Annotated in this window: 19 protein-coding genes; 5 read left to right on the forward strand and 14 right to left on the reverse strand. The window is 57.8% G+C overall.

Annotated elements, in window-relative coordinates; translation table 11 throughout:
- Nucleotides 1-52 precede the first annotated feature (52 nt).
- Nucleotides 53-1441 (reverse strand): glycine--tRNA ligase, encoded by a 1389-nt coding sequence (locus IEW73_RS12740; protein ID WP_188675711.1) that lies wholly within the window; start codon nucleotides 1439-1441, stop codon nucleotides 53-55.
- Between the two features lie 233 nt (nucleotides 1442-1674).
- Between IEW73_RS12740 and IEW73_RS12745 the strand changes: the two genes are divergently transcribed.
- The 5 genes from IEW73_RS12745 to phnE all read left to right on the forward strand — a co-directional run bounded on the left by IEW73_RS12745 (nucleotide 1675) and on the right by phnE (nucleotide 5059).
- Nucleotides 1675-2046: an ArsR/SmtB family transcription factor gene (locus IEW73_RS12745; protein WP_229676035.1), complete on the forward strand. Its 372-nt coding sequence runs from the start codon at nucleotides 1675-1677 to the stop codon at nucleotides 2044-2046.
- Complete coding sequence (locus IEW73_RS12750; RefSeq protein WP_188675714.1) at nucleotides 2043-2468, forward strand: Fur family transcriptional regulator; 426 nt, start codon at nucleotides 2043-2045, stop codon at nucleotides 2466-2468. The genes IEW73_RS12745 and IEW73_RS12750 overlap by 4 nt, the downstream gene beginning before the upstream one ends.
- A 105-nt stretch (nucleotides 2469-2573) precedes the next feature.
- Entirely contained in the window at nucleotides 2574-3587 is a 1014-nt protein-coding gene (locus IEW73_RS12755) for a phosphate/phosphite/phosphonate ABC transporter substrate-binding protein (RefSeq protein ID WP_188675717.1), read from the forward strand.
- Nucleotides 3588-3591: 4 nt separating this feature from the next.
- Nucleotides 3592-4302 (forward strand): ATP-binding cassette domain-containing protein, encoded by a 711-nt coding sequence (locus tag IEW73_RS12760; protein ID WP_188675723.1) that lies wholly within the window; start codon nucleotides 3592-3594, stop codon nucleotides 4300-4302.
- On the forward strand, nucleotides 4295-5059 hold the full coding sequence (gene phnE / locus IEW73_RS12765; protein WP_188675724.1) for a phosphonate ABC transporter, permease protein PhnE: 765 nt from the start codon (nucleotides 4295-4297) through the stop codon (nucleotides 5057-5059). The genes IEW73_RS12760 and phnE overlap by 8 nt, the downstream gene beginning before the upstream one ends.
- Nucleotides 5060-5074: 15 nt before the next feature.
- Here phnE and IEW73_RS12770 read toward each other — a convergent pair whose 3' ends face one another.
- The 13 genes from IEW73_RS12770 to IEW73_RS12830 form a co-directional block, all read right to left on the reverse strand.
- On the reverse strand, nucleotides 5075-5890 hold the full coding sequence (locus IEW73_RS12770) for an isoprenyl transferase (RefSeq protein WP_188675726.1): 816 nt from the start codon (nucleotides 5888-5890) through the stop codon (nucleotides 5075-5077).
- Nucleotides 5891-5932: 42 nt separating this feature from the next.
- Nucleotides 5933-6712, reverse strand: coding sequence for a DNA repair protein RecO (gene recO / locus IEW73_RS12775; protein WP_188675728.1), 780 nt, complete (start codon nucleotides 6710-6712; stop codon nucleotides 5933-5935).
- Nucleotides 6713-6776: 64 nt separating this feature from the next.
- Nucleotides 6777-7538, reverse strand: coding sequence for a winged helix-turn-helix transcriptional regulator (locus IEW73_RS12780; protein ID WP_188675730.1), 762 nt, complete (start codon nucleotides 7536-7538; stop codon nucleotides 6777-6779).
- A 54-nt stretch (nucleotides 7539-7592) separates the two neighbouring features.
- Nucleotides 7593-8483 (reverse strand): phosphate ABC transporter ATP-binding protein PstB, encoded by an 891-nt coding sequence (pstB, locus tag IEW73_RS12785; protein WP_188675732.1) that lies wholly within the window; start codon nucleotides 8481-8483, stop codon nucleotides 7593-7595.
- A gap of 76 nt (nucleotides 8484-8559) precedes the next feature.
- The gene (pstB, locus tag IEW73_RS12790) at nucleotides 8560-9381 is read right to left on the reverse strand and encodes a phosphate ABC transporter ATP-binding protein PstB (protein WP_188675734.1); all 822 of its coding nucleotides are present in this window, start codon (nucleotides 9379-9381) and stop codon (nucleotides 8560-8562) included.
- Between the two features lie 8 nt (nucleotides 9382-9389).
- Nucleotides 9390-10295, reverse strand: coding sequence for a phosphate ABC transporter permease PstA (gene pstA / locus IEW73_RS12795; protein WP_188675736.1), 906 nt, complete (start codon nucleotides 10293-10295; stop codon nucleotides 9390-9392).
- Nucleotides 10292-11281 (reverse strand): phosphate ABC transporter permease subunit PstC, encoded by a 990-nt coding sequence (gene pstC, locus IEW73_RS12800; protein WP_188675738.1) that lies wholly within the window; start codon nucleotides 11279-11281, stop codon nucleotides 10292-10294. Before pstC ends, pstA begins: the two co-directional genes overlap by 4 nt.
- A gap of 114 nt (nucleotides 11282-11395) precedes the next feature.
- Entirely contained in the window at nucleotides 11396-12472 is a 1077-nt protein-coding gene (gene pstS / locus IEW73_RS12805) for a phosphate ABC transporter substrate-binding protein PstS (protein ID WP_188675741.1), read from the reverse strand.
- 185 nt (nucleotides 12473-12657) lie between these two features.
- Complete coding sequence (gene era, locus IEW73_RS12810) at nucleotides 12658-13566, reverse strand: GTPase Era (protein ID WP_188675745.1); 909 nt, start codon at nucleotides 13564-13566, stop codon at nucleotides 12658-12660.
- On the reverse strand, nucleotides 13559-14899 hold the full coding sequence (locus IEW73_RS12815) for a hemolysin family protein (RefSeq protein WP_229675996.1): 1341 nt from the start codon (nucleotides 14897-14899) through the stop codon (nucleotides 13559-13561). Before IEW73_RS12815 ends, era begins: the two co-directional genes overlap by 8 nt.
- A gap of 6 nt (nucleotides 14900-14905) precedes the next feature.
- Nucleotides 14906-15457: an rRNA maturation RNase YbeY gene (ybeY, locus tag IEW73_RS12820; protein WP_188675748.1), complete on the reverse strand. Its 552-nt coding sequence runs from the start codon at nucleotides 15455-15457 to the stop codon at nucleotides 14906-14908.
- Nucleotides 15454-16461 (reverse strand): PhoH family protein, encoded by a 1008-nt coding sequence (locus tag IEW73_RS12825; RefSeq protein ID WP_188676910.1) that lies wholly within the window; start codon nucleotides 16459-16461, stop codon nucleotides 15454-15456. The genes ybeY and IEW73_RS12825 overlap by 4 nt, the downstream gene beginning before the upstream one ends.
- A gap of 201 nt (nucleotides 16462-16662) precedes the next feature.
- Nucleotides 16663-17427, reverse strand: coding sequence for a 16S rRNA (uracil(1498)-N(3))-methyltransferase (locus IEW73_RS12830; protein ID WP_188675749.1), 765 nt, complete (start codon nucleotides 17425-17427; stop codon nucleotides 16663-16665).
- Between the last annotated feature and the right edge of the window lies 1 nt (nucleotide 17428).

A 17428-nucleotide genomic window follows, 5' to 3' on the forward strand; every position in this document is an offset into this window, starting at 1 on the left:
GTGCCTGGACCTTGCGGCCAGGCACACCGTTCTTTGTTTACGCTGCTGTTATTTATGCGCCGATGAGGTGCTTGGCTAGGTAGCCTTCGACCTGATCGAGCGCAATGCGTTCTTGACTCATGCTGTCACGTTCACGCACGGTGACCGCTTGGTCATCGAGCGTGTCAAAGTCGACAGTGATGCAGAACGGTGTGCCGATCTCGTCTTGACGGCGGTATCGGCGGCCGATTGCCCCTGCATCATCGAAGTCAACGTTCCAGTGCTGCCGAAGTTTCGCCGCGAGATCTTTCGCCTTGGGGGTCAAGTCTGCGTTGCGGCTGAGCGGCAGCACAGCGGCTTTGACTGGTGCGAGACGTCGGTCAAGGCGCAACACGACACGAGTGTCGACGCCGCCCTTGGCGTTTGGTGCCTGGTCTTCGTAGTAGGCGTCTACGAGGAAAGCCATGAGCGACCGTGTTAACCCTGCTGCAGGTTCGATAACGTACGGCGTGTAACGGGTGCCGGTCGTTTGGTCGTAGTACGACAGGTCAACGCCAGACGACTTGGCGTGGGTTGATAGGTCGTAGTCGGTCCGGTTGGCGACGCCCTCAAGCTCGCCCCATCCGCTGCCTGAGAACCCGAATAGGTACTCGATGTCAACGGTGCGCTTGGAGTAGTGCGAGAGCTTGTCCTTGGGGTGCTCAAATAGGCGCAAGTTTTCTGGGTTGATACCGAGGTCGGTGTACCACTTGAGTCGGTAGTCGATCCAGTACTGGTGCCATTCTTCATCGCTTCCGGGTTCGACGAAGAACTCCATTTCCATCTGCTCGAACTCACGCGTGCGGAAAATGAAGTTTCCTGGGGTGATTTCGTTGCGGAAGCTCTTGCCGATTTGCCCGATGCCGAAGGGTGGCTTCTTTCGAGCGGAAGTCATGACGTTGGCGAAGTTGACGAAGATGCCCTGCGCTGTTTCGGGGCGAAGGTAGTGGAGGCCTTCTTCGTCATCAACTGGTCCGAGGAAGGTTTTCATCAACCCGGAGAATGCTCGTGGCTCTGTCCACTTGCCTGGTTGCCCTGTGTCGGGGTCGTTGATGTCAGCGAGACCGTTGGCCGGTGGTTTGCCATGTTTGGCTTCGTAAGCCTCGATGAGGTGGTCTGCCCGATACCGCTTGTGTGTGTAGAGCGATTCGACAAGCGGGTCAGAGAAGACTTCAACGTGTCCGGATGCTTCCCACACTTGCCGTGGGAGGATCACGGACGAGTCGAGGCCCACGACGTCGTCGCGGCTGGTGACCATGTTTCGCCACCACTGCTTTTTGATGTTTTCTTTGAGTTCTACACCGAGTGGTCCGTAGTCCCAGGCGGAGCGTGTTCCGCCGTAAATTTCACCGCAGGGGAAAACGAGGCCGCGGCGCTTGCATAGGTTGACTACCGTGTCGATTCGGTTGGACTTGCCTGCCACTGAAGGTGCACTCCATCTTGTCGCGAGGTGTCTGCGCTGTTGTGTCAGCGAGGAGAAACTTGCCAGTCTAGGTCAGTCTAGGCAACGGGGTTCCGAAGTCTAAACCGGTGTGGTGTTTGTGGCGCGTTCTCGGGGGCTTCTTGGCACGATACGCCATTCCCGTGACAGTATTGACATGCACAGTCACGCATATAATAATGGTTATTATTTCCAATAAGGTGAACGGAGTGACCCTGAATACCAACACTGCCGTCAATCACGATCCACTTGACCATGACGAGGAGCACACCAAACCAACCACACCCGCCGCTCCCCTCCCGCCGCAGAAGACACTGATCGCCGCCGGTGAACTATTGCGCGCCCTCGCTGCCCCCGTGCGCATCGCCATCGTTCTCCAACTGCGCGAATCAGAACGGTGCGTCCACGAACTCAAAGACGCACTCGGTGTTACCCAACCGCTCATCAGCCAGCACCTACGAGTCCTAAAAGCGGCAGGAGTGGTACATGGCGAGCGATCGGGGCGGGAAGTTCTCTACCGCCTTGTCGACGACCATCTCGCACACATCATCACCGATGCAATCGCCCATGCCGAGGAGTCCTCATGACGACGACCAGTTCAAGCAAGCGCCCCGCACCAACTATTGGCGTGCGATCAACTCGTCAGCGAAGCGCTGTGTCCGCACTCCTCGACGATGTTGATGAGTTCCGCTCAGCCCAGGAATTGCATGAAGAGCTCCGCCGCCGCGGCGACGGCATCGGCCTCACCACGGTATATCGAACTTTGCAATCACTCGCCGAAAGCGGCGCTGTCGACGTTCTCCGCAACGACACGGGCGAAGCGCTGTACCGACGGTGTTCGACAACCCATCATCACCACCTGGTGTGCCGAGAGTGCGGGTTCACTGTCGAAGTGCAAGGCGAGGAAGTAGAACAGTGGGCGCGCAACGTCGCAGACCGCCACGGCTTCACAGAAATCACGCACATGGTGGAAGTTTTCGGCATGTGTCAGACCTGCCAGAAACGCTGACCGTTTAGCCTGTTTTGCGCATAACCCCTCCGCCGGTAAGGTTCGGTACACCATTTTCTTCGGGTGACCGAAACTTTTACTCAGCAGAGGCGATACTTAAAAGTTATGACGCTAAAAATAGTCGCGACCGTTATTGGCGCAGGCCTAGCCGCAACCGTCAGCGCGTGCGGGACCGCAGACCCGGTTAGCGACTCCTATGTCGTCGCTTTTAAGGTCGCAGAGGATCGCCAAGAGTTTGTCGAATCCGCAGACGCCCTCGCCCAGTGGATTACTGATGCCACCGGCACTCCAACGGATGTTTTAACGGTTTTGGACGACCAAGCTCAGATCACCGCCCTAGCAACTGGCCAGGCCGATGTGGCGTACATGTCCGGCGGGCCATCATGGATCGCATGGTCAACATTTGGCGCCGAAGCAATTGCGGCTGCCGTCCAGGAAGGTGGCGACACCTCCTATATCGCAGGGTTCTGGACACTTGCCGACTCCGGAATCAATGACATTGAAGGCATGCGCGGAACCCGTAGCTGCCACACCGGTGAGCTCGCCGGAACCGGCATGCTCGTCCCCATGGGCTACCTCATCGGGCACGGCTACATCGACATGACCGACCTCGACACCGACGACATCTCAAGCCTGCGACAAGCCCGCGAGCAGTTCTTCGCCAGTTCCAAAATCGGTGGCGGCTACCTTGGCGCACTTCAGTGCCTATCCACGGGGGAAGGCGACGTCGCCACCGGGCGCAGCACCGCGTGGAATGATTTCTGTGGCACCGAAGACCCACAACCGTGGTGTCTACCCCGGTCAGCGTATGAGTGGGTACCTGCATCAGGCGGAGCAGATCCAGCTCTTGAAGGCACCGGTGGACTAGTGCGAGTACCGAGTCACCCAGTCATGGTCTCCCCCACGCTTCCAGACAGCGACCGAGCCGCTCTACAACAAGCCTTTCTCGCACTCTCGGACAATGCACTCTCGGACAATGAGTCCGGGCAGCAGATCCTGACAGAAATTCTTGGCGCAGAGAGTTTCCGCACCGTGACCGCGGAAAGCCACCTAGCCCCATATGGCGACGTCGTGCAGCATGTCCCCGGCATAGAGAACCACTTCGGCGGGGGCAACTAACCGCGTGCTCAGCACACAAAACCTGTCCTGCGGATATGACCCCCGGTACCCAGTAATCTCGGGGGTCGATCTGTCAGTGGCGCCCGGCGAACTAGTGGCATTGGCGGGCCCGAGCGGTGCAGGAAAATCCACCCTGGTCAAGACCCTTGCGGGACTCATCCGCCCACTCTCCGGGAGCTTGCATCGGCCTTCACACCACCAGGCCGTGAGCTACATCCCACAAGGGCTCGGCCTGGTCCGTCATTCCAGCGTGCTCCGCAACGTACTGCTCGGCACACTGCCGCGACGGATGAGCCGCACTGGTATGGGCAATCTCCTCGGCTCATTTACCGCCGACCAGACACACGCCGCCAGAAGCGCACTCGCTGCGGTCGGACTATCGGGGTCCGCCGATAAGCGCCCGGACGAACTGTCTGGCGGGCAGCGTCGACGAGTCGCGGTCGCTCGCGCGCTCGCCGCGGAACCTGCCGTTCTCATTGCTGACGAAGCGCTGTGCGAACTCGACCATCGCACCCGCGATACCGTCGTGACCGCTCTCACCGACCTCAGATCGCGCTGCGGCACAGCAGTGATTCTGGTTGAGCACGACCTCGAACTGGTCTGTCGCGTTGCCGACACGGTGTGTTGTGTTGGCGCAGGCACCATCGAAGCGACGCTGCACCCTAGCCCGGAGCGGTATCAGTTGGCCCACAAGATCGTGGCGAACCATGTTTAGGCGAATCACTGTCGCGCTCATCGCGGTAGCAGCGATCGCAAGTGTGTTCAGCCTCGATTTGGGGGGCCGTCAGCTCAGCCGAAGCATGACCAATGCGTGGATGTTCTTTGAGCGCGCAGTTCCGCCGGACGCATCGGTCATTCCGCTTGCGGCCCGGGCGATGGTGGAAACATTGCAGATGGCGCTTCTCGGCACACTCGCCGCTACCGTTGTTGCCGTACCACTGTCACTGCTCGCGGCACGCAACGTCTATCCCGGCGTGATCGGTGCGGTATCACGTACGGTTCTTGCCTGCCTCCGCGTGATGCCAAGCATCCTGTGGGCACTAATCTTTGTCGCAGTTGTCGGGCTCGGTCCGCTTGCCGGAGTGCTCGCGCTGACGGTGTACTCAGTGGGGATGCTGGGAAAATTGCAGTACGAAGCAATCGAGGGGCTGCCCAGAGATGCCGCCGAGGCGCTCACTGGCTGCGGGGTGTCACGGATCCACATCATTCGTCATGCTGTAATTCCCGAATCAGCAAACCAGCTTCTCGCACATGTGCTGTTCGTATTTGAGTACAACGTGCGCCACGGCTCTGTGCTCGGCATTGTGGGCGCAGGAGGCATCGGCACGCTACTAACGGGTTACCTCACGTTTTTCCAGATGGACAAACTCGTCGTGGTACTCGCTGTCATCCTGGTGACAGTGTTGGTCATTGATGCGGCAAGCCATCACGTTCGCCGCAAGTTCACAGACCGGGCCGTCAGCTTCGTCTAATTGATGAACGAACGATTACTGCGCACCGCCGTAGCGCCTGTCCCGTTTGGCGAACTCGACACATGCCCGCCAGAGGTCACGCCTGTCGAAGTCGGGGAACAATGTTTCTTGGAAAACGAACTCCGCATAAGCGGATTGCCACAGCAAGAAATTCGAGATCCGCATCTCACCTGATGGTCGCAGGAAAAGGTCGACGTCAGGCATATCTGGTTCATCGAGGTGACGCGCAAACATCGCCTCTGTGATCTTTTCGGGATTGATTGTGCCAGCAGCCGCCTTGCGCGCGAGCTCCCGTGCAGCATCGACGATCTCGGCCCGTCCCCCATAATTCACACACATCGTCAACGTCATCACTGTGTTGTCTTTGGTGAGCTCTTCGGCTACCTCCAACTCGCGGATGACGCTGCGCCACAACCGCGGACGACGACCTGCCCAGCGAACACGCACACCCATCTCGTGCATCTCGTCACGCCGTCGGCGGATCACGTCACGGTTGAAACCCATGAGGAAACGTACTTCGTCAGGGCTGCGCCGCCAATTTTCGGTGGAAAAGGCGTATGCAGAGAGCCACGTGACTCCGATGTCGATGCAACCACTCACCACATCCATGAGGACGGCTTCACCGCGTTTGTGGCCTTCAGTCCGCGGCAACCCCCGCTCTTGGGCCCAGCGCCCGTTGCCGTCCATCACCAAGGCGACGTGTTTGGGTACTAGTTCTTGGGGCAACTTAGGCGGTTGCTCCCCCGATGGGTGCGGATCTGGCGGACGAAACGCGTGCGCATCGGCCGTCGGTTTCTGCCAGGAGGATGGTCGCTGAGTCACACGCCCCATCTTGCCCGATGGTGGTCCGTTGTAGTGCAACAGGTGGCGCGGTTACACCACTGCAGCGGCAGAATCTGGTGTCTCGGCGATAGCGTGCGGCCGGGTTCGCTCGATCAGCGGGAGGGAACGGAGTTGTTGTTCGAGATGCCACTGCAGGTGCGCTGCGGTGAGACCACTCGCATTGCGCCGCACCTGTGCCGACGTGTCAATTGCTGAACTCCAATCACCGCGCACCAGCGCCTCCATGAGGTCCAGCACACCGAGCGGCGGGGTGGCCGCGCCGCTGGGCCGGCAATGAACACACACGGCGCCTCCTGCCGCGACGTGAAAAGCGCGGTGCGGCCCAGGTGCGCTACATCGTGCGCAATCAGTGAGCGCTGGCGCCCAGCCAGCAAGGCCCATCGCGCGAAGCAGGTATGCATCAAGGATCAGCTCGATGGGACGTTCCCCCACAGTTACCGCTTTAAGAGCACCGACAGTGAGGTGGTAGAGCCGGGTAGCGGGTGCGCGTTCTTCACCTGCGAGCCGTTCCGCAGTTTCAAGCACTGCGCATGCCGCCGTGTACTTACCGTACTCAAGCACGATATCGGCGCTGAAGGTGTGGAGCGCTTGCACCTGGGTGACGATGTCAAGGTTGCGGCCGGGATGAAGAAGAATATCGACGTGATTAAACGGCTCTAGCCGTGCACCGAACTTTGATCGTGTGCGCCGAACACCCTTGGCGACGGCCCGAACTATCCCGTGCTCACGGGTAAGCAAAGTGAGGATGTAGTCGGCTTCGCCCAACTTATGTTGGCGAAGAACGACGGCGGATTCCCTGTAATACCTCACGCCACTAGTTTGCCACTGCTGTCGGACATTCTGGGTGCCACTCGTTTCGTGTCCCTGAATGGACCTACCGTGCAGGTACCTGGAATTGGTAGCCCATTCCCCGAATTGCACGCAACCATTGCGGGTTGTGTTCGTCATCGCCAAGTCTGCGCCGCAGACGAGCAATATGCACGGTCAACGTATTGCTGTTTGTAGTGCTTTCGCCCCACACTGCGTGGATGAGGTCACTTCTGCTGAGGACCTGCCCCACGTGTTCAGCGAAAAACCGTAGGAGCAAGAACTCACGCGGGGGCAACCGCACACAGTCTCCATCAAGCCACATTTGAGGAGTAGCGCCATCAACAACGAGGCGTCCTAGGTCGATCGGTGATTGTCTCGCGTCACCCATAGCGTGCCGCACAAAGGAATGCACCAGCGAAGGCAACTCGTGAACGCGATACGGCCTAGGAATGACGATGTTCGCAATGGTAGAAACTCTCGCCACAAAGTCCGCATCGTCCGGGCTAGCGGCAGCGAAAATCGGCAAATCGGGGTCGCCCTGCCTCACGATGGAGGCAAAAGCAACGGAGTCAATAAGCCCATCGACTGGCGCCACCACAACCACGTCCGGTCGCACCCTACCGACAATGAGCAGAGCCTCCGCAGGTTCTGAACACACATGCAGGTCAAACGGAAGCCCGCCGATACTGTCAACGAGGCATTGCACCCCATCAGCGTTGTCATCAACGACCAGCACCAATGGGTGTAGGCGAACCGCGCTGGGATCGCCGAGTTGCGCGAGCCGTTCTGCACTCACGAACGCGACCTCCAAGTTCGCCACCACCATGTGAATCCACCTATTTCTTCTGCGCCCTACTCAAAGTTGGACTTGTCGAATTGTTTAGCCGAAGCGACCTGAAATGTAGTCTTCGGTGCGCTGGTCGTTGGGGTTGCTGAACATCTTTGCGGTTTCGTCGTATTCCACGAGTCGGCCGGTGCGATCACCGTGTTCGTCGGCTTCCGCTGTGAAGAAGGCGGTGCGCTGCGATACACGAGCTGCCTGCTGCATGTTGTGCGTGACGATGATGATGGTGAACTCTTTGGTGAGTTCTTCCATCAGGTCCTCAATTTTGAGGGTTGCGATGGGGTCGAGCGCCGAACACGGTTCATCCATCAAAATCACTTGAGGTTTTGTAGCAATCGCACGCGCGATGCACAGGCGCTGTTGCTGCCCACCGGAGAGCGCCAGCGCGCTTTCCTTTAGCTTGCCCTTCACTTCATCCCAGATGGCGGCTTTGCGGAGCGCCTCTTCGACAAGATCGTCCATGTTGTCGACCTGCATCTTGGTGACGCGCGGACCGTACGCGATGTTCTCGTAGATTGACTTCGGGAACGGGTTCGGTTTTTGGAACACCATGCCGATGCGACGGCGAACCTCGGTAGCGTCAACGCCTTCGCCGTAAATATCCGTCCCCTCAAACCGCACCATACCCTCGACACGAGCACCGGGGATCAGGTCGTTCATGCGGTTCAGTGAACGCAGCACCGTTGACTTTCCGCATCCGGAAGGGCCGATAAGCGCTGACACTTCGTTGCGCGCGAAGGAGAGGTTAACGTCGCGGACGGCAAGGTGCTGCTTGTAGAAAACCTTCACGTCGTCGCATGTGATGGCGGGCCCACTACGACTGGCTGGACGGGATGCCTTTGCGTGCGCTACATCAAGGTGGAGTCCCGGCGTTTTCTGCGGTGCATCCGCGGACACGTGTGTATTGGGAGATGTCGCGTGGGCCATGGGTTTTACTCCTTGTGTTTGGGGGAAATCACCAGACCGGGCGGCCGGGTTCGCCGTACCGCCCGGTTCTGTGTGATCAGCCGAAGCGGCCACTGATGTAGTCCTCGGTCCGCTTGTTGGTTGTTTTGGTGAAGATATGGTCCGTCTCAGCAAACTCAACAAGTTCGCCCGCGCGACGGTCACCGTCACCGTCCTCGACGCTGAAGAACGCTGTCTTGTCGGACACGCGTGCAGCTTGCTGCATATTGTGCGTGACGATGACGATGGTGAACTGACCAGCGAGTTCACGAATAAGATCTTCGATTTTCAGCGTTGCGATCGGGTCGAGGGCGGAACACGGCTCGTCCATGAGCAACACTTCAGGCTCCACCGCAATTGCTCGCGCGATGCACAACCGCTGCTGCTGCCCACCAGAAATTGCGGTGCCGCTTTCCTTCAGCTTCTTGTACACCTCGTCCCACAACCCAGCACGACGAAGTGATTTTTCAACCAGATCGTCCATGTTGCCGCGGTACCCATTAAGACGCGGGCCGAAGGCAATGTTGTCGTAGATCGACATCTGAAATGGGTTCGGGCGTTGGAACACCATTCCGATTCGCCTACGCACCTCCGCCGGGTCGATATCAGATTCGTAGATGCTCTCACCGTTGAAGCGGATTTCGCCGCCCACAGACGCCCCTGGAATAAGGTCGTTCATCCGATTGAGGCACCGCAACAACGTCGACTTACCGCAGCCTGACGGCCCAATGAGCGCCGTCACTTCGTTGCGCAAGATGTCAAAGCTGACGTTGCGCAATGCGGTGAAGTTTCCGTAGTTCACCGATACCTGGTCGATTTCGAACACGGCGTCACCGGTGGTGTTTCGGGGTGCTCGCTCTTCGGTCTGATTAACAGTCATAGTTGTCATCACTTCCGCTTGTTGGCTCGGGCGCCGATGATTCGTGCGGCAACAACCATGATGAGGACAAGAACAAACAGGCTGAGAGCACCGCCGAAGGCGCGGTTCAATCCCTCTTCGAAGGGTTGGCGCGCCCCGTTGTAGATCTGCAGCGGCACGGCTGCCTGCGGATCTCCCTGCAATGTCGTCACGATGAAGACGGAGCCCAACGCCGTAAGAATAAGCGGAGCAGTCTCACCGATACCACGAGCTATTGCGAGCATTGACCCGGTAATGAGTCCAGGTGCTGCCGCGGGGAGAACCGTTTTGAGGATTGTTTGCGCTTTGCCCGCACCCAGGCCGTAGCTGGCGTTGCGCCACTCGTCCGGCACCAGTTTGAGCATTTCCTCAGCGGACCGCGTCACGATCGGCAGCATGATGATCGCGATAGCGACGGCGGCGACGAAGGTTCCGAAGCCGACCGATATCCAGCCAGACACCATTAAGCCATACACAAACAGGCCGACGAAGATCGAGGGAATACCTGTCATCACGTCCGAGAAGAACCGAATCGCCATCGCAAGCTTGCCTTGGCCGTACTCGACAACGTAGATGGCGGTAGCGATACCGAGCGGCACTGCCATCAGGATGGCGAGGCCCATGATGTAGAGCGTGCCGAAGAAGCCTGCGACGTAGCCGCCACCAGCGCGGCGGTAAGGCGGCTCTTCTAGTGTGAAGAAGTCCCAGCCAATGACCCCGATGCCGCGATACGTAACGTAGCCAATAATGACGAAGAGCGGAACCATAGCGATAACCATGGCGATCGTCAGCACTGCATTGAAGACCTTGTCAGATGTGGTGCGCCGTCCGGCATTGCCGGCCCGCTGCCGTAGGCTCCGATGGCCCGCGGGCACTGGTGTTTCTAAAGTCGTCATACTGCCGAATCTCCCGTCATACGACCGAGCCGCCACACGATGAGGCGGGCGACCACGTTCACGATCATGGTGACGACAAACAATGCGACACCAATTGCCATAAGGCCACGGATGGATTCAGGGGACGCGTCCTGGAAAGTGGCGGCAATGTGCGCTGCCATGGAGTCGCCGCCCTGAAGCAAGCTAGTGCTCACTTTTTGAGTGCTGCCAATGAGGAACAGCACCGCCACAGTCTCGCCCAAAGCTCGACCGAGACCCAGCATGCTTCCGCCCACGATGCCGGAAAGGCTCGACGGCAAAATAATCTTCCGCATCACTTCGAAGCGGGTGGCGCCAAGCCCGTATGCGGCGTGCTGCTGGTCGATCGGGTTAACGGTGAACACCTCACGGAAGATCGCCGTCATGATCGGCAGAATCATGATGGCGAGAACGATTCCTGCGCTCAGGTAGCTGACGCCGAACACTGGTCCTTCGAAGAGAAAGAACCAGCCGAAGGCCTTTTCTAGTGGTTCCAGAACGTACGGGCGAAGCACATTCGGCAACAACCAGAAAAAGCCCCACATGCCAAAGATGATGGACGGCACAGCGGCAAGCATTTCCACTGTGTACGACAGCGGGTTGCGCAGACGCAATGGCGCCAACTGTGTCAAATAGAGCGCCACTGCGATCGCGAGGGGCAGAGCAATGATCATCGCGATGATAGCCACGACCACGGTGCCGTAGATGAAGGGCCAAGCACCGTATGTTCCGGTGATCTCAGTGCGCGAGTATCCCGCCTCCCAGGTCGTCCCAAACAAGAACCCGAAAAAGCCTTCTTTTTGGAAAACCGGCCATGCGTCCTGGGTCGTGCGGATGACCATGAGGGCGAGAAGAATGAGGACGGTGGTACCAGCAATGGTGACGGTCCAACGGAAGATCGGGTCCGCGAATCTGCTGCTACTGGTGTTGCGAAGTTCTGGACCGCTTGGCGGTGTGACGACCGACATAGGTTTTATCTCCAAAGATTGAGATCGAGCGGTTGTGGCGCCGTGTAACCGGCCAAACGTGGCCGATGCTTTTTCGCATCGGCCACGCCCCAACTGGCCTTACTAGTCAGCTCGTTAGTTCTGTGAGTTGATTCGTTCAACCTGCTCGAGCACACGCTCCTTGAGGCTTGCGCCCATCGGTGCGTAGCCAAGCTCAAGTGCCAGTTCGTCAGCTTCATCGCTGGTCAGAACCCAGGTCCAGTAGCTCTTGAGCATGTCGGCTGTGGTGTCGTCGTAGCCGCACTCGTAGGCGAAGATCCAGTTGGTTCCGGTGATGGGGTAGCCTTCGCCGCCGATGCCGTCAATGTCGAACTGGAATGAATCCGGGATTTCCGCGAGCTCGGAGGCTTCTGTTGTCGCTTCCAGCGTTGGGGAGATAGCTTCGCCGTCGGAGTTCACGATGGCTGCCTGTGGCATTCCGATTTCCATGGCGTATGCCTGGTTGACGTAGCCAAGTGCGCCGCGGTTCTGCTCGACCTGAGATGAAACGCCTTCGTTGCCCTGGCCGCCAATGGTGCCGCTGGCCCACTGCACCTCAGTGCCCTCGCCGTACTTGTCGGCCCACATCTCGTTTTCAGTGTTCAAGTAGTGCGTGAACACGTAAGTGGTTCCGGAGCCGTCCGAGCGGTGGACCGGAATGATGTTGAGGTCGGGCAGATCCATGTCAGGGTTGAGTTCCTGGATCGCTGGATCGTTGTAGTTGGTGATGTCACGGTCGTAGATGCGCGCGATCACGTCTGAGGTGAGGACCAGTCCGTCAAGTGCGTCATCGTTGAATGCGATGACAACTGAACCGAAGATCACGGGGAACTGGATTGCTTCACAGCCACGGCCTTCAGCCGCTTCAGCGAGTGCATCGTCGGTGAGGTAGCGCTCGGAGGAGCCGAAATCGACCGTTTGGCGAAGGAACTGTTCGATTCCGCCGCCGGACCCGATGCTTTGGTAGTTAATGCGCACGCCCGGCTGTTCTTGCCGGAAGGAATCTGCCCACTCTTGAAACACGGGGTTGGGGAAGGTTGCGCCAGCTCCGGTGAGGTTACCGCTGAGGGAACCTTCAGCTGATTCTGAGTCGCCATTGCTGCCACAGGCTGCAGCAAATGCAACGAACGGTACCGTTGCTCCAATTGCGACCACTGAGCGCCAACTACGCATACTTTTCTCCTTGGGAGGGTTCATTCTTGGCTTCGACGAATCCGCCAAACAGGTGAAACGTAGCGCCTGTAGATGAACGATCTACGCCCTCAGGAGAACACAAGGTGAACGACGGAAACCAAAATGGTGAACCGCCCCAGTTTTACGCGCACGGTAAGACTGGGCATACCTTTGAAGTGTTGGGTTTAGAAGCCCAATTTGCCCAGTTGTTTGGGATCACGCTGCCAGTCTTTAGCAACCTTGACGTGCATGTCGAGGAATACTTTCGTACCAAAAATGCGCTCAAGTTGATGACGCGCCTCAATGCCCACTTGACGCAACCGGGCACCACCGCGACCAATGACAATGGACTTCTGGCTCGGCCGTTCCACATACAAGTTGGCAAAAATGGTCAGCACCGGAACGCCGTAGCTGTTCTTCGATTCCTTGAGTTCTTCGATGACAACGGCAAGCGAGTGCGGCAATTCGTCGCGAACACCTTCAAGTGCCGCTTCCCGGATAAGCTCCGCCATCAACACAGTTTCTGGCTCATCGGTGAGTTCGCCGTCGGGGTAAAGAGCAGGCCCCTCAGGCATTAGCGAACGCATCAAACCAGCTAACCGGTCAACATTGTCACCGGAAACGGCCGACACCGGGATAACTTCAGCTTCGGGACCAAGCACCTTTGACAACGCCATGAGTTGGTGCGCAACGGCGTCTTTTGACACCTTGTCGATCTTTGTGACCACACCGAAGACTGGTGTTTTTGGTGCCACCAACTTAAGTTGCTCGAGGATCCACTTGTCGCCAGGTCCGATCTTCTCATCAGCGGGAATACACACACCCACCGCGTCAACTTCGGAGTAAGTGTCGCGCACCAGATCGTTCAGGCGCTGACCGAGCAACGTACGAGGCCGGTGCAAACCCGGAGTATCGACAAGGATTACTTGTCCATCTTCGCGGTGGAGAATGCCCCGAATGGTGTGGCGGGTAGTCTGCGGACGCGACGAGGTAATGGCAATTTTGGCGCCCACGAGAGCATTCGTCAATGTCGATTTGCCAGTGTTCGGCCTACCAATCAGGCATACAAAACCGGAACGAAATTCACTAGTCATTGGTCTTTCCTTCGCTTTTACCTCGAGTAAGTTCGAGATTATCGTCAGCATCGGACAGCGCATCCTCAGGAACACGCTCTGCCAAGACTGTATGAATTCGGACGCGCCCTCGCACGTCCTTGCCACCCTCTGCGGTGAGATGGATTCCCTGGACCACGACATCGGACCCGGGAAGTGGGACTCGGCCAAGTTCGTGCGCTAGCAATCCGCCTACTGTTTCAAAATCTTCGTCACCGAATCGTTCACCAAAAAGTTCACCAAGATCATCGACTGGTAGTCGAGCTGAGACTCGGTAAACGCCATCACCTATTTCATCCACTGGCGGAGTTTCGTCAGTGTCATACTCATCGGCGATCTCGCCGACAATTTCCTCAAGAATATCTTCAATAGTCACAATTCCGGCAACTCCCCCGTATTCGTCTACGAGGATCACCATGTGGTTGCGGTCTTTTTGCATGTCCTGCAACAACACATCAAGTGGTTTTGTGTCCGGCACGAACACTGCCGGGCGCATCAATTCCCGAACGGTCACACTGCGCCCACCATCGACTGCGGTGTATGTCTTCGTCACGAGGTCCTTGAGGTAAACAACTCCCCGAATGTCGTCAACATTTTCGCCCACTACGGGTATGCGTGAATGCCCACTGCGCACCGCCAACGAGGTTGCCTGGCCTGCGTGCTTGTCGTCTTCGATCCACACCATTTCGGTGCGGGGCACCATAACCTCACGGGCGATGGTGTCACCGAGTTCAAATACCGACTGAATCATGCGGTGTTCGTCTGCCGCTACCACGCCGCGTTCCTGAGCTATGTCCATCAATTCGCGGAGTTCGATTTCCGATGCGAAGGGGCCATTCCTGAACCCCTTGCCCGGTGTGACCGCGTTACCGAGCAAGATCATGCCGCGCATCAGCGGACCTAACAGCATTCCCAACAGTCTGATCGGGATCGCCGCAGCTACGGCAATTGAGTAGGCGTGTTGGCGGCCGAGTGTTCGCGGCCCCACTCCGATGAGGACGTAGCTCACCAGCACCATGACGAGTGCCACCACAACCAGGGCCCATTTTGTATCGAGCTTTTCCAAGAGAAATGCCGCCAACACCACTGTTGCAGTGATTTCGCACGTTACCCGCAGCAAAACAGTGAGGTTGACGTACTGGGGCCGAGACCCTACCAACTTGAGAAGACCGGACGCACCAGGTTTCTTTGCATCCACAAGTTCGTTGACGCGCGCAATTGACAGCGTGTTTAGCGCCGCGTCAGTTGCAGCAAAAACACCACCAAGGAGCACCATGCCTGCTGCGACTAAAATTAGCCACAATTCAGATTCCACCAGCGGTTACCTACCACCAGCGTCGGGGTCGTCCAGAAGGCCGACCTTGCCGAGCAGTTTCCGGTCGCGTTCCATCTGCGCCACTTTGCGCGCCTGCTTCTGCTGTTCTTCTACCCAGTCTGTGAGTAGCTGATTCTGCAGCGCAAACATCTCTTTTTCTTCATCTGGTTCGGCATGGTCATACCCCAACAGATGCAGTACTCCATGAACTGTCAGGACTGCCAGTTCATGGTCCACTGTGTGGCCCACGCTCTTAGCTTGAGCCGCCGCGAACTGTGGGCAAATAATGATGTCGCCCAGCATGGCAGGTCCCGGTGCGCTCGCATCCGGGCGTCCACCTGGCGTCAACTCATCCATGGGAAATGACATCACATCGGTGGGACCGGGGAGATCCATCCATTGCTGATGCAAATCAGACATCGTGTCAAGATCAACGAATACCATCGACAATTCGGCAGCCGGATGTACGTCGAGCCGATCTAGGGCATACCGTGCGACCGACATCAGTCGTTTAGCGGGAACGGCGACGCCACTCTCGTTGTTAACCTCGATGCTCACCGTGCGGTGTTCCCTTTCCACATGTCTTTTCGCCTGTTCGCCCTGCCCAGTGGACGCGGTTCTTCCGCATTATCCGCTTCTTCAAATTTTTCGTAGGCATCGACGATTTCCGACACGAGACGGTGGCGCACCACGTCCTTGCTGGTAAGCCGAATCAGGTTTATGCCCTCGATACCGTCGAGGATCTCCGATGCAAGGCGCAAACCGGATCTCGTGCCACCAGGTAAATCTACCTGTGTCACGTCGCCGGTAACCACGATCTTTGAGCCAAAACCGAGCCGAGTCAGAAACATCTTCATCTGTTCGGGCGTCGTATTCTGCGCCTCGTCCAAAATAATGAAGGCGTCGTTTAGCGTCCGACCGCGCATGTACGCCAACGGCGCAACCTCGATAACGCCAGCCTGCATCAGTTTCGGTATTGCCTCAGGGTCAAGCATGTCGTGCAGGGCGTCATACAACGGCCGCAAGTAAGGGTCGATCTTCTCATTGAGCGTGCCGGGGAGAAAACCGAGCCGCTCCCCTGCCTCGACGGCAGGCCTCGTAAGAATGATCCGATTGACTTGCTTGGTTTGCAAAGCTTGCACAGCTTTTGCCATCGCAAGGTACGTCTTGCCTGTACCAGCAGGGCCGATACCAAAAACGATGGTCGCCTTGTCAATGGCATCGACGTAAGTTTTTTGGTTGAGCGTTTTTGGCCGGATCGTTTTGCCGCGGCGGGACACGATGTCGAGGCTGAGCACTTCAGCTGGCGAGTCGTGCGTCCCATCGGTGAGCATGGCGACCGAACGCTCAACCGCATCAAGTGTCAAGTGTTGATCACGCAGGACGATCACGAGCAATTCTTCGAGCACGCGCTCAGCAAGTGCTACATCTGACGCATGCCCGCTCAGCGTTACCTCGTTGCCGCGAACCAGGATGTCAGCATTAAGGAGTTTCTCCAGCAACCGCAAATTGCGGTCAGACGACCCCAGGAGCGGAAGCACTGACTTCGGTGGAAGTTGCATGCTCGCGCGAACGGATCGTTCGGTTTCAGGCCCTCCAGTTAAGCGAGAGCCACCATTGTCTTCATTCTGGGGCGACACGTGGACGTCCAAACCTGCCTTCTACTGCTGTCACATGGGCGAAGCGAACCGTGTTGCTCAGCTCCGTAGTGTTAGTTTATGCCGCTTTTGCGCGCGACGTCGCGTGAGTTTCTACGACCAGCGTCAATCGATCGGTGGTGTGTCCCATTTGCGTGTGAGGACGCCAAGCGCCCCCAGCGCGACAGCGCCTGCGGTGGACGTCCTCAACACTGTAGGACCCAGAAGCGCGCATAGTGCACCAGCGCCAACGAAGCGATCCAATTCTTCCGGCGCCACACCACCCTCGGGCCCAATAATCAGAACCACCTCAGGTGCGTCCGTGAAGGTAATATCAGCGATCCGCCGCATCGATGCTTCATGCAAGACGATGGCAACACCGCCGCGGGCAGTGACCTCAGATACCAGTTCAGCGACCATTGTTGACGTGTGAACATCTGCTACAACGGGGAAGAATGTTCGCCGAGACTGTTTCGCGGCTGCAAGGGCAGTCTTGCGCCATTTGTCGACGCCCTTTTTTAGCTTCAGACCTTCCCACTTGGCCACGCACCGTGATGCGGACCAAGGAATGATCACATCAGCGCCGGCTTCGGTAACGAGCTCCACCGCTAGTTCTGAGCGCTCCAGTTTCGGCAACGCCTGAACAATTGTGATGTGCGGAACCGGCTTGTGCGCGTGGCCGCATTCGGTAACCCTGATTTCTAGAACATCCTTCGCTGCGCGCTCAACCACACCTCGAGCCGTACTCCCCGCACCGTCGGTGAGGATCAGTTCTTCACCAACCCGCATTCTGCGCACTGTCGCGGCGTGGTGGCCCTCAGGTCCGTCCAGGACGACGAGTCCACCATTGTGGTCCGGGATGGATTCGAGATGAAAAATTGTCGCAGCCACG

The sequence above is a fragment of the Hoyosella rhizosphaerae genome (genome assembly GCF_014643175.1).
In the GTDB taxonomy this organism is placed as follows: Bacteria; Actinomycetota; Actinomycetes; order Mycobacteriales; family Mycobacteriaceae; genus Lolliginicoccus; species Lolliginicoccus rhizosphaerae.

Excerpts from the sequence above, each read along its gene's own strand:
- IEW73_RS12750 (WP_188675714.1), top strand. The coding sequence starts at position 2,043 with ATGACGACGACCAGTTCAAGCAAGCGCCCCGCACCAACTATTGGCGTG.
- pstS (WP_188675741.1), bottom strand. The coding sequence starts at position 12,472 with ATGCGTAGTTGGCGCTCAGTGGTCGCAATTGGAGCAACGGTACCGTTC.
- IEW73_RS12755 (WP_188675717.1), top strand. The coding sequence starts at position 2,574 with ATGACGCTAAAAATAGTCGCGACCGTTATTGGCGCAGGCCTAGCCGCA.
- pstB (WP_188675734.1), bottom strand. The coding sequence starts at position 9,381 with ATGACTGTTAATCAGACCGAAGAGCGAGCACCCCGAAACACCACCGGT.
- pstA (WP_188675736.1), bottom strand. The coding sequence starts at position 10,295 with ATGACGACTTTAGAAACACCAGTGCCCGCGGGCCATCGGAGCCTACGG.
- phnE (WP_188675724.1), top strand. The coding sequence starts at position 4,295 with ATGTTTAGGCGAATCACTGTCGCGCTCATCGCGGTAGCAGCGATCGCA.
- era (WP_188675745.1), bottom strand. The coding sequence starts at position 13,566 with ATGACTAGTGAATTTCGTTCCGGTTTTGTATGCCTGATTGGTAGGCCG.
- IEW73_RS12780 (WP_188675730.1), bottom strand. The coding sequence starts at position 7,538 with ATGGTGGTGGCGAACTTGGAGGTCGCGTTCGTGAGTGCAGAACGGCTC.
- IEW73_RS12770 (WP_188675726.1), bottom strand. The coding sequence starts at position 5,890 with ATGGGGCGTGTGACTCAGCGACCATCCTCCTGGCAGAAACCGACGGCC.
- pstC (WP_188675738.1), bottom strand. The coding sequence starts at position 11,281 with ATGTCGGTCGTCACACCGCCAAGCGGTCCAGAACTTCGCAACACCAGT.
- pstB (WP_188675732.1), bottom strand. The coding sequence starts at position 8,483 with ATGGCCCACGCGACATCTCCCAATACACACGTGTCCGCGGATGCACCG.
- IEW73_RS12825 (WP_188676910.1), bottom strand. The coding sequence starts at position 16,461 with ATGCAACTTCCACCGAAGTCAGTGCTTCCGCTCCTGGGGTCGTCTGAC.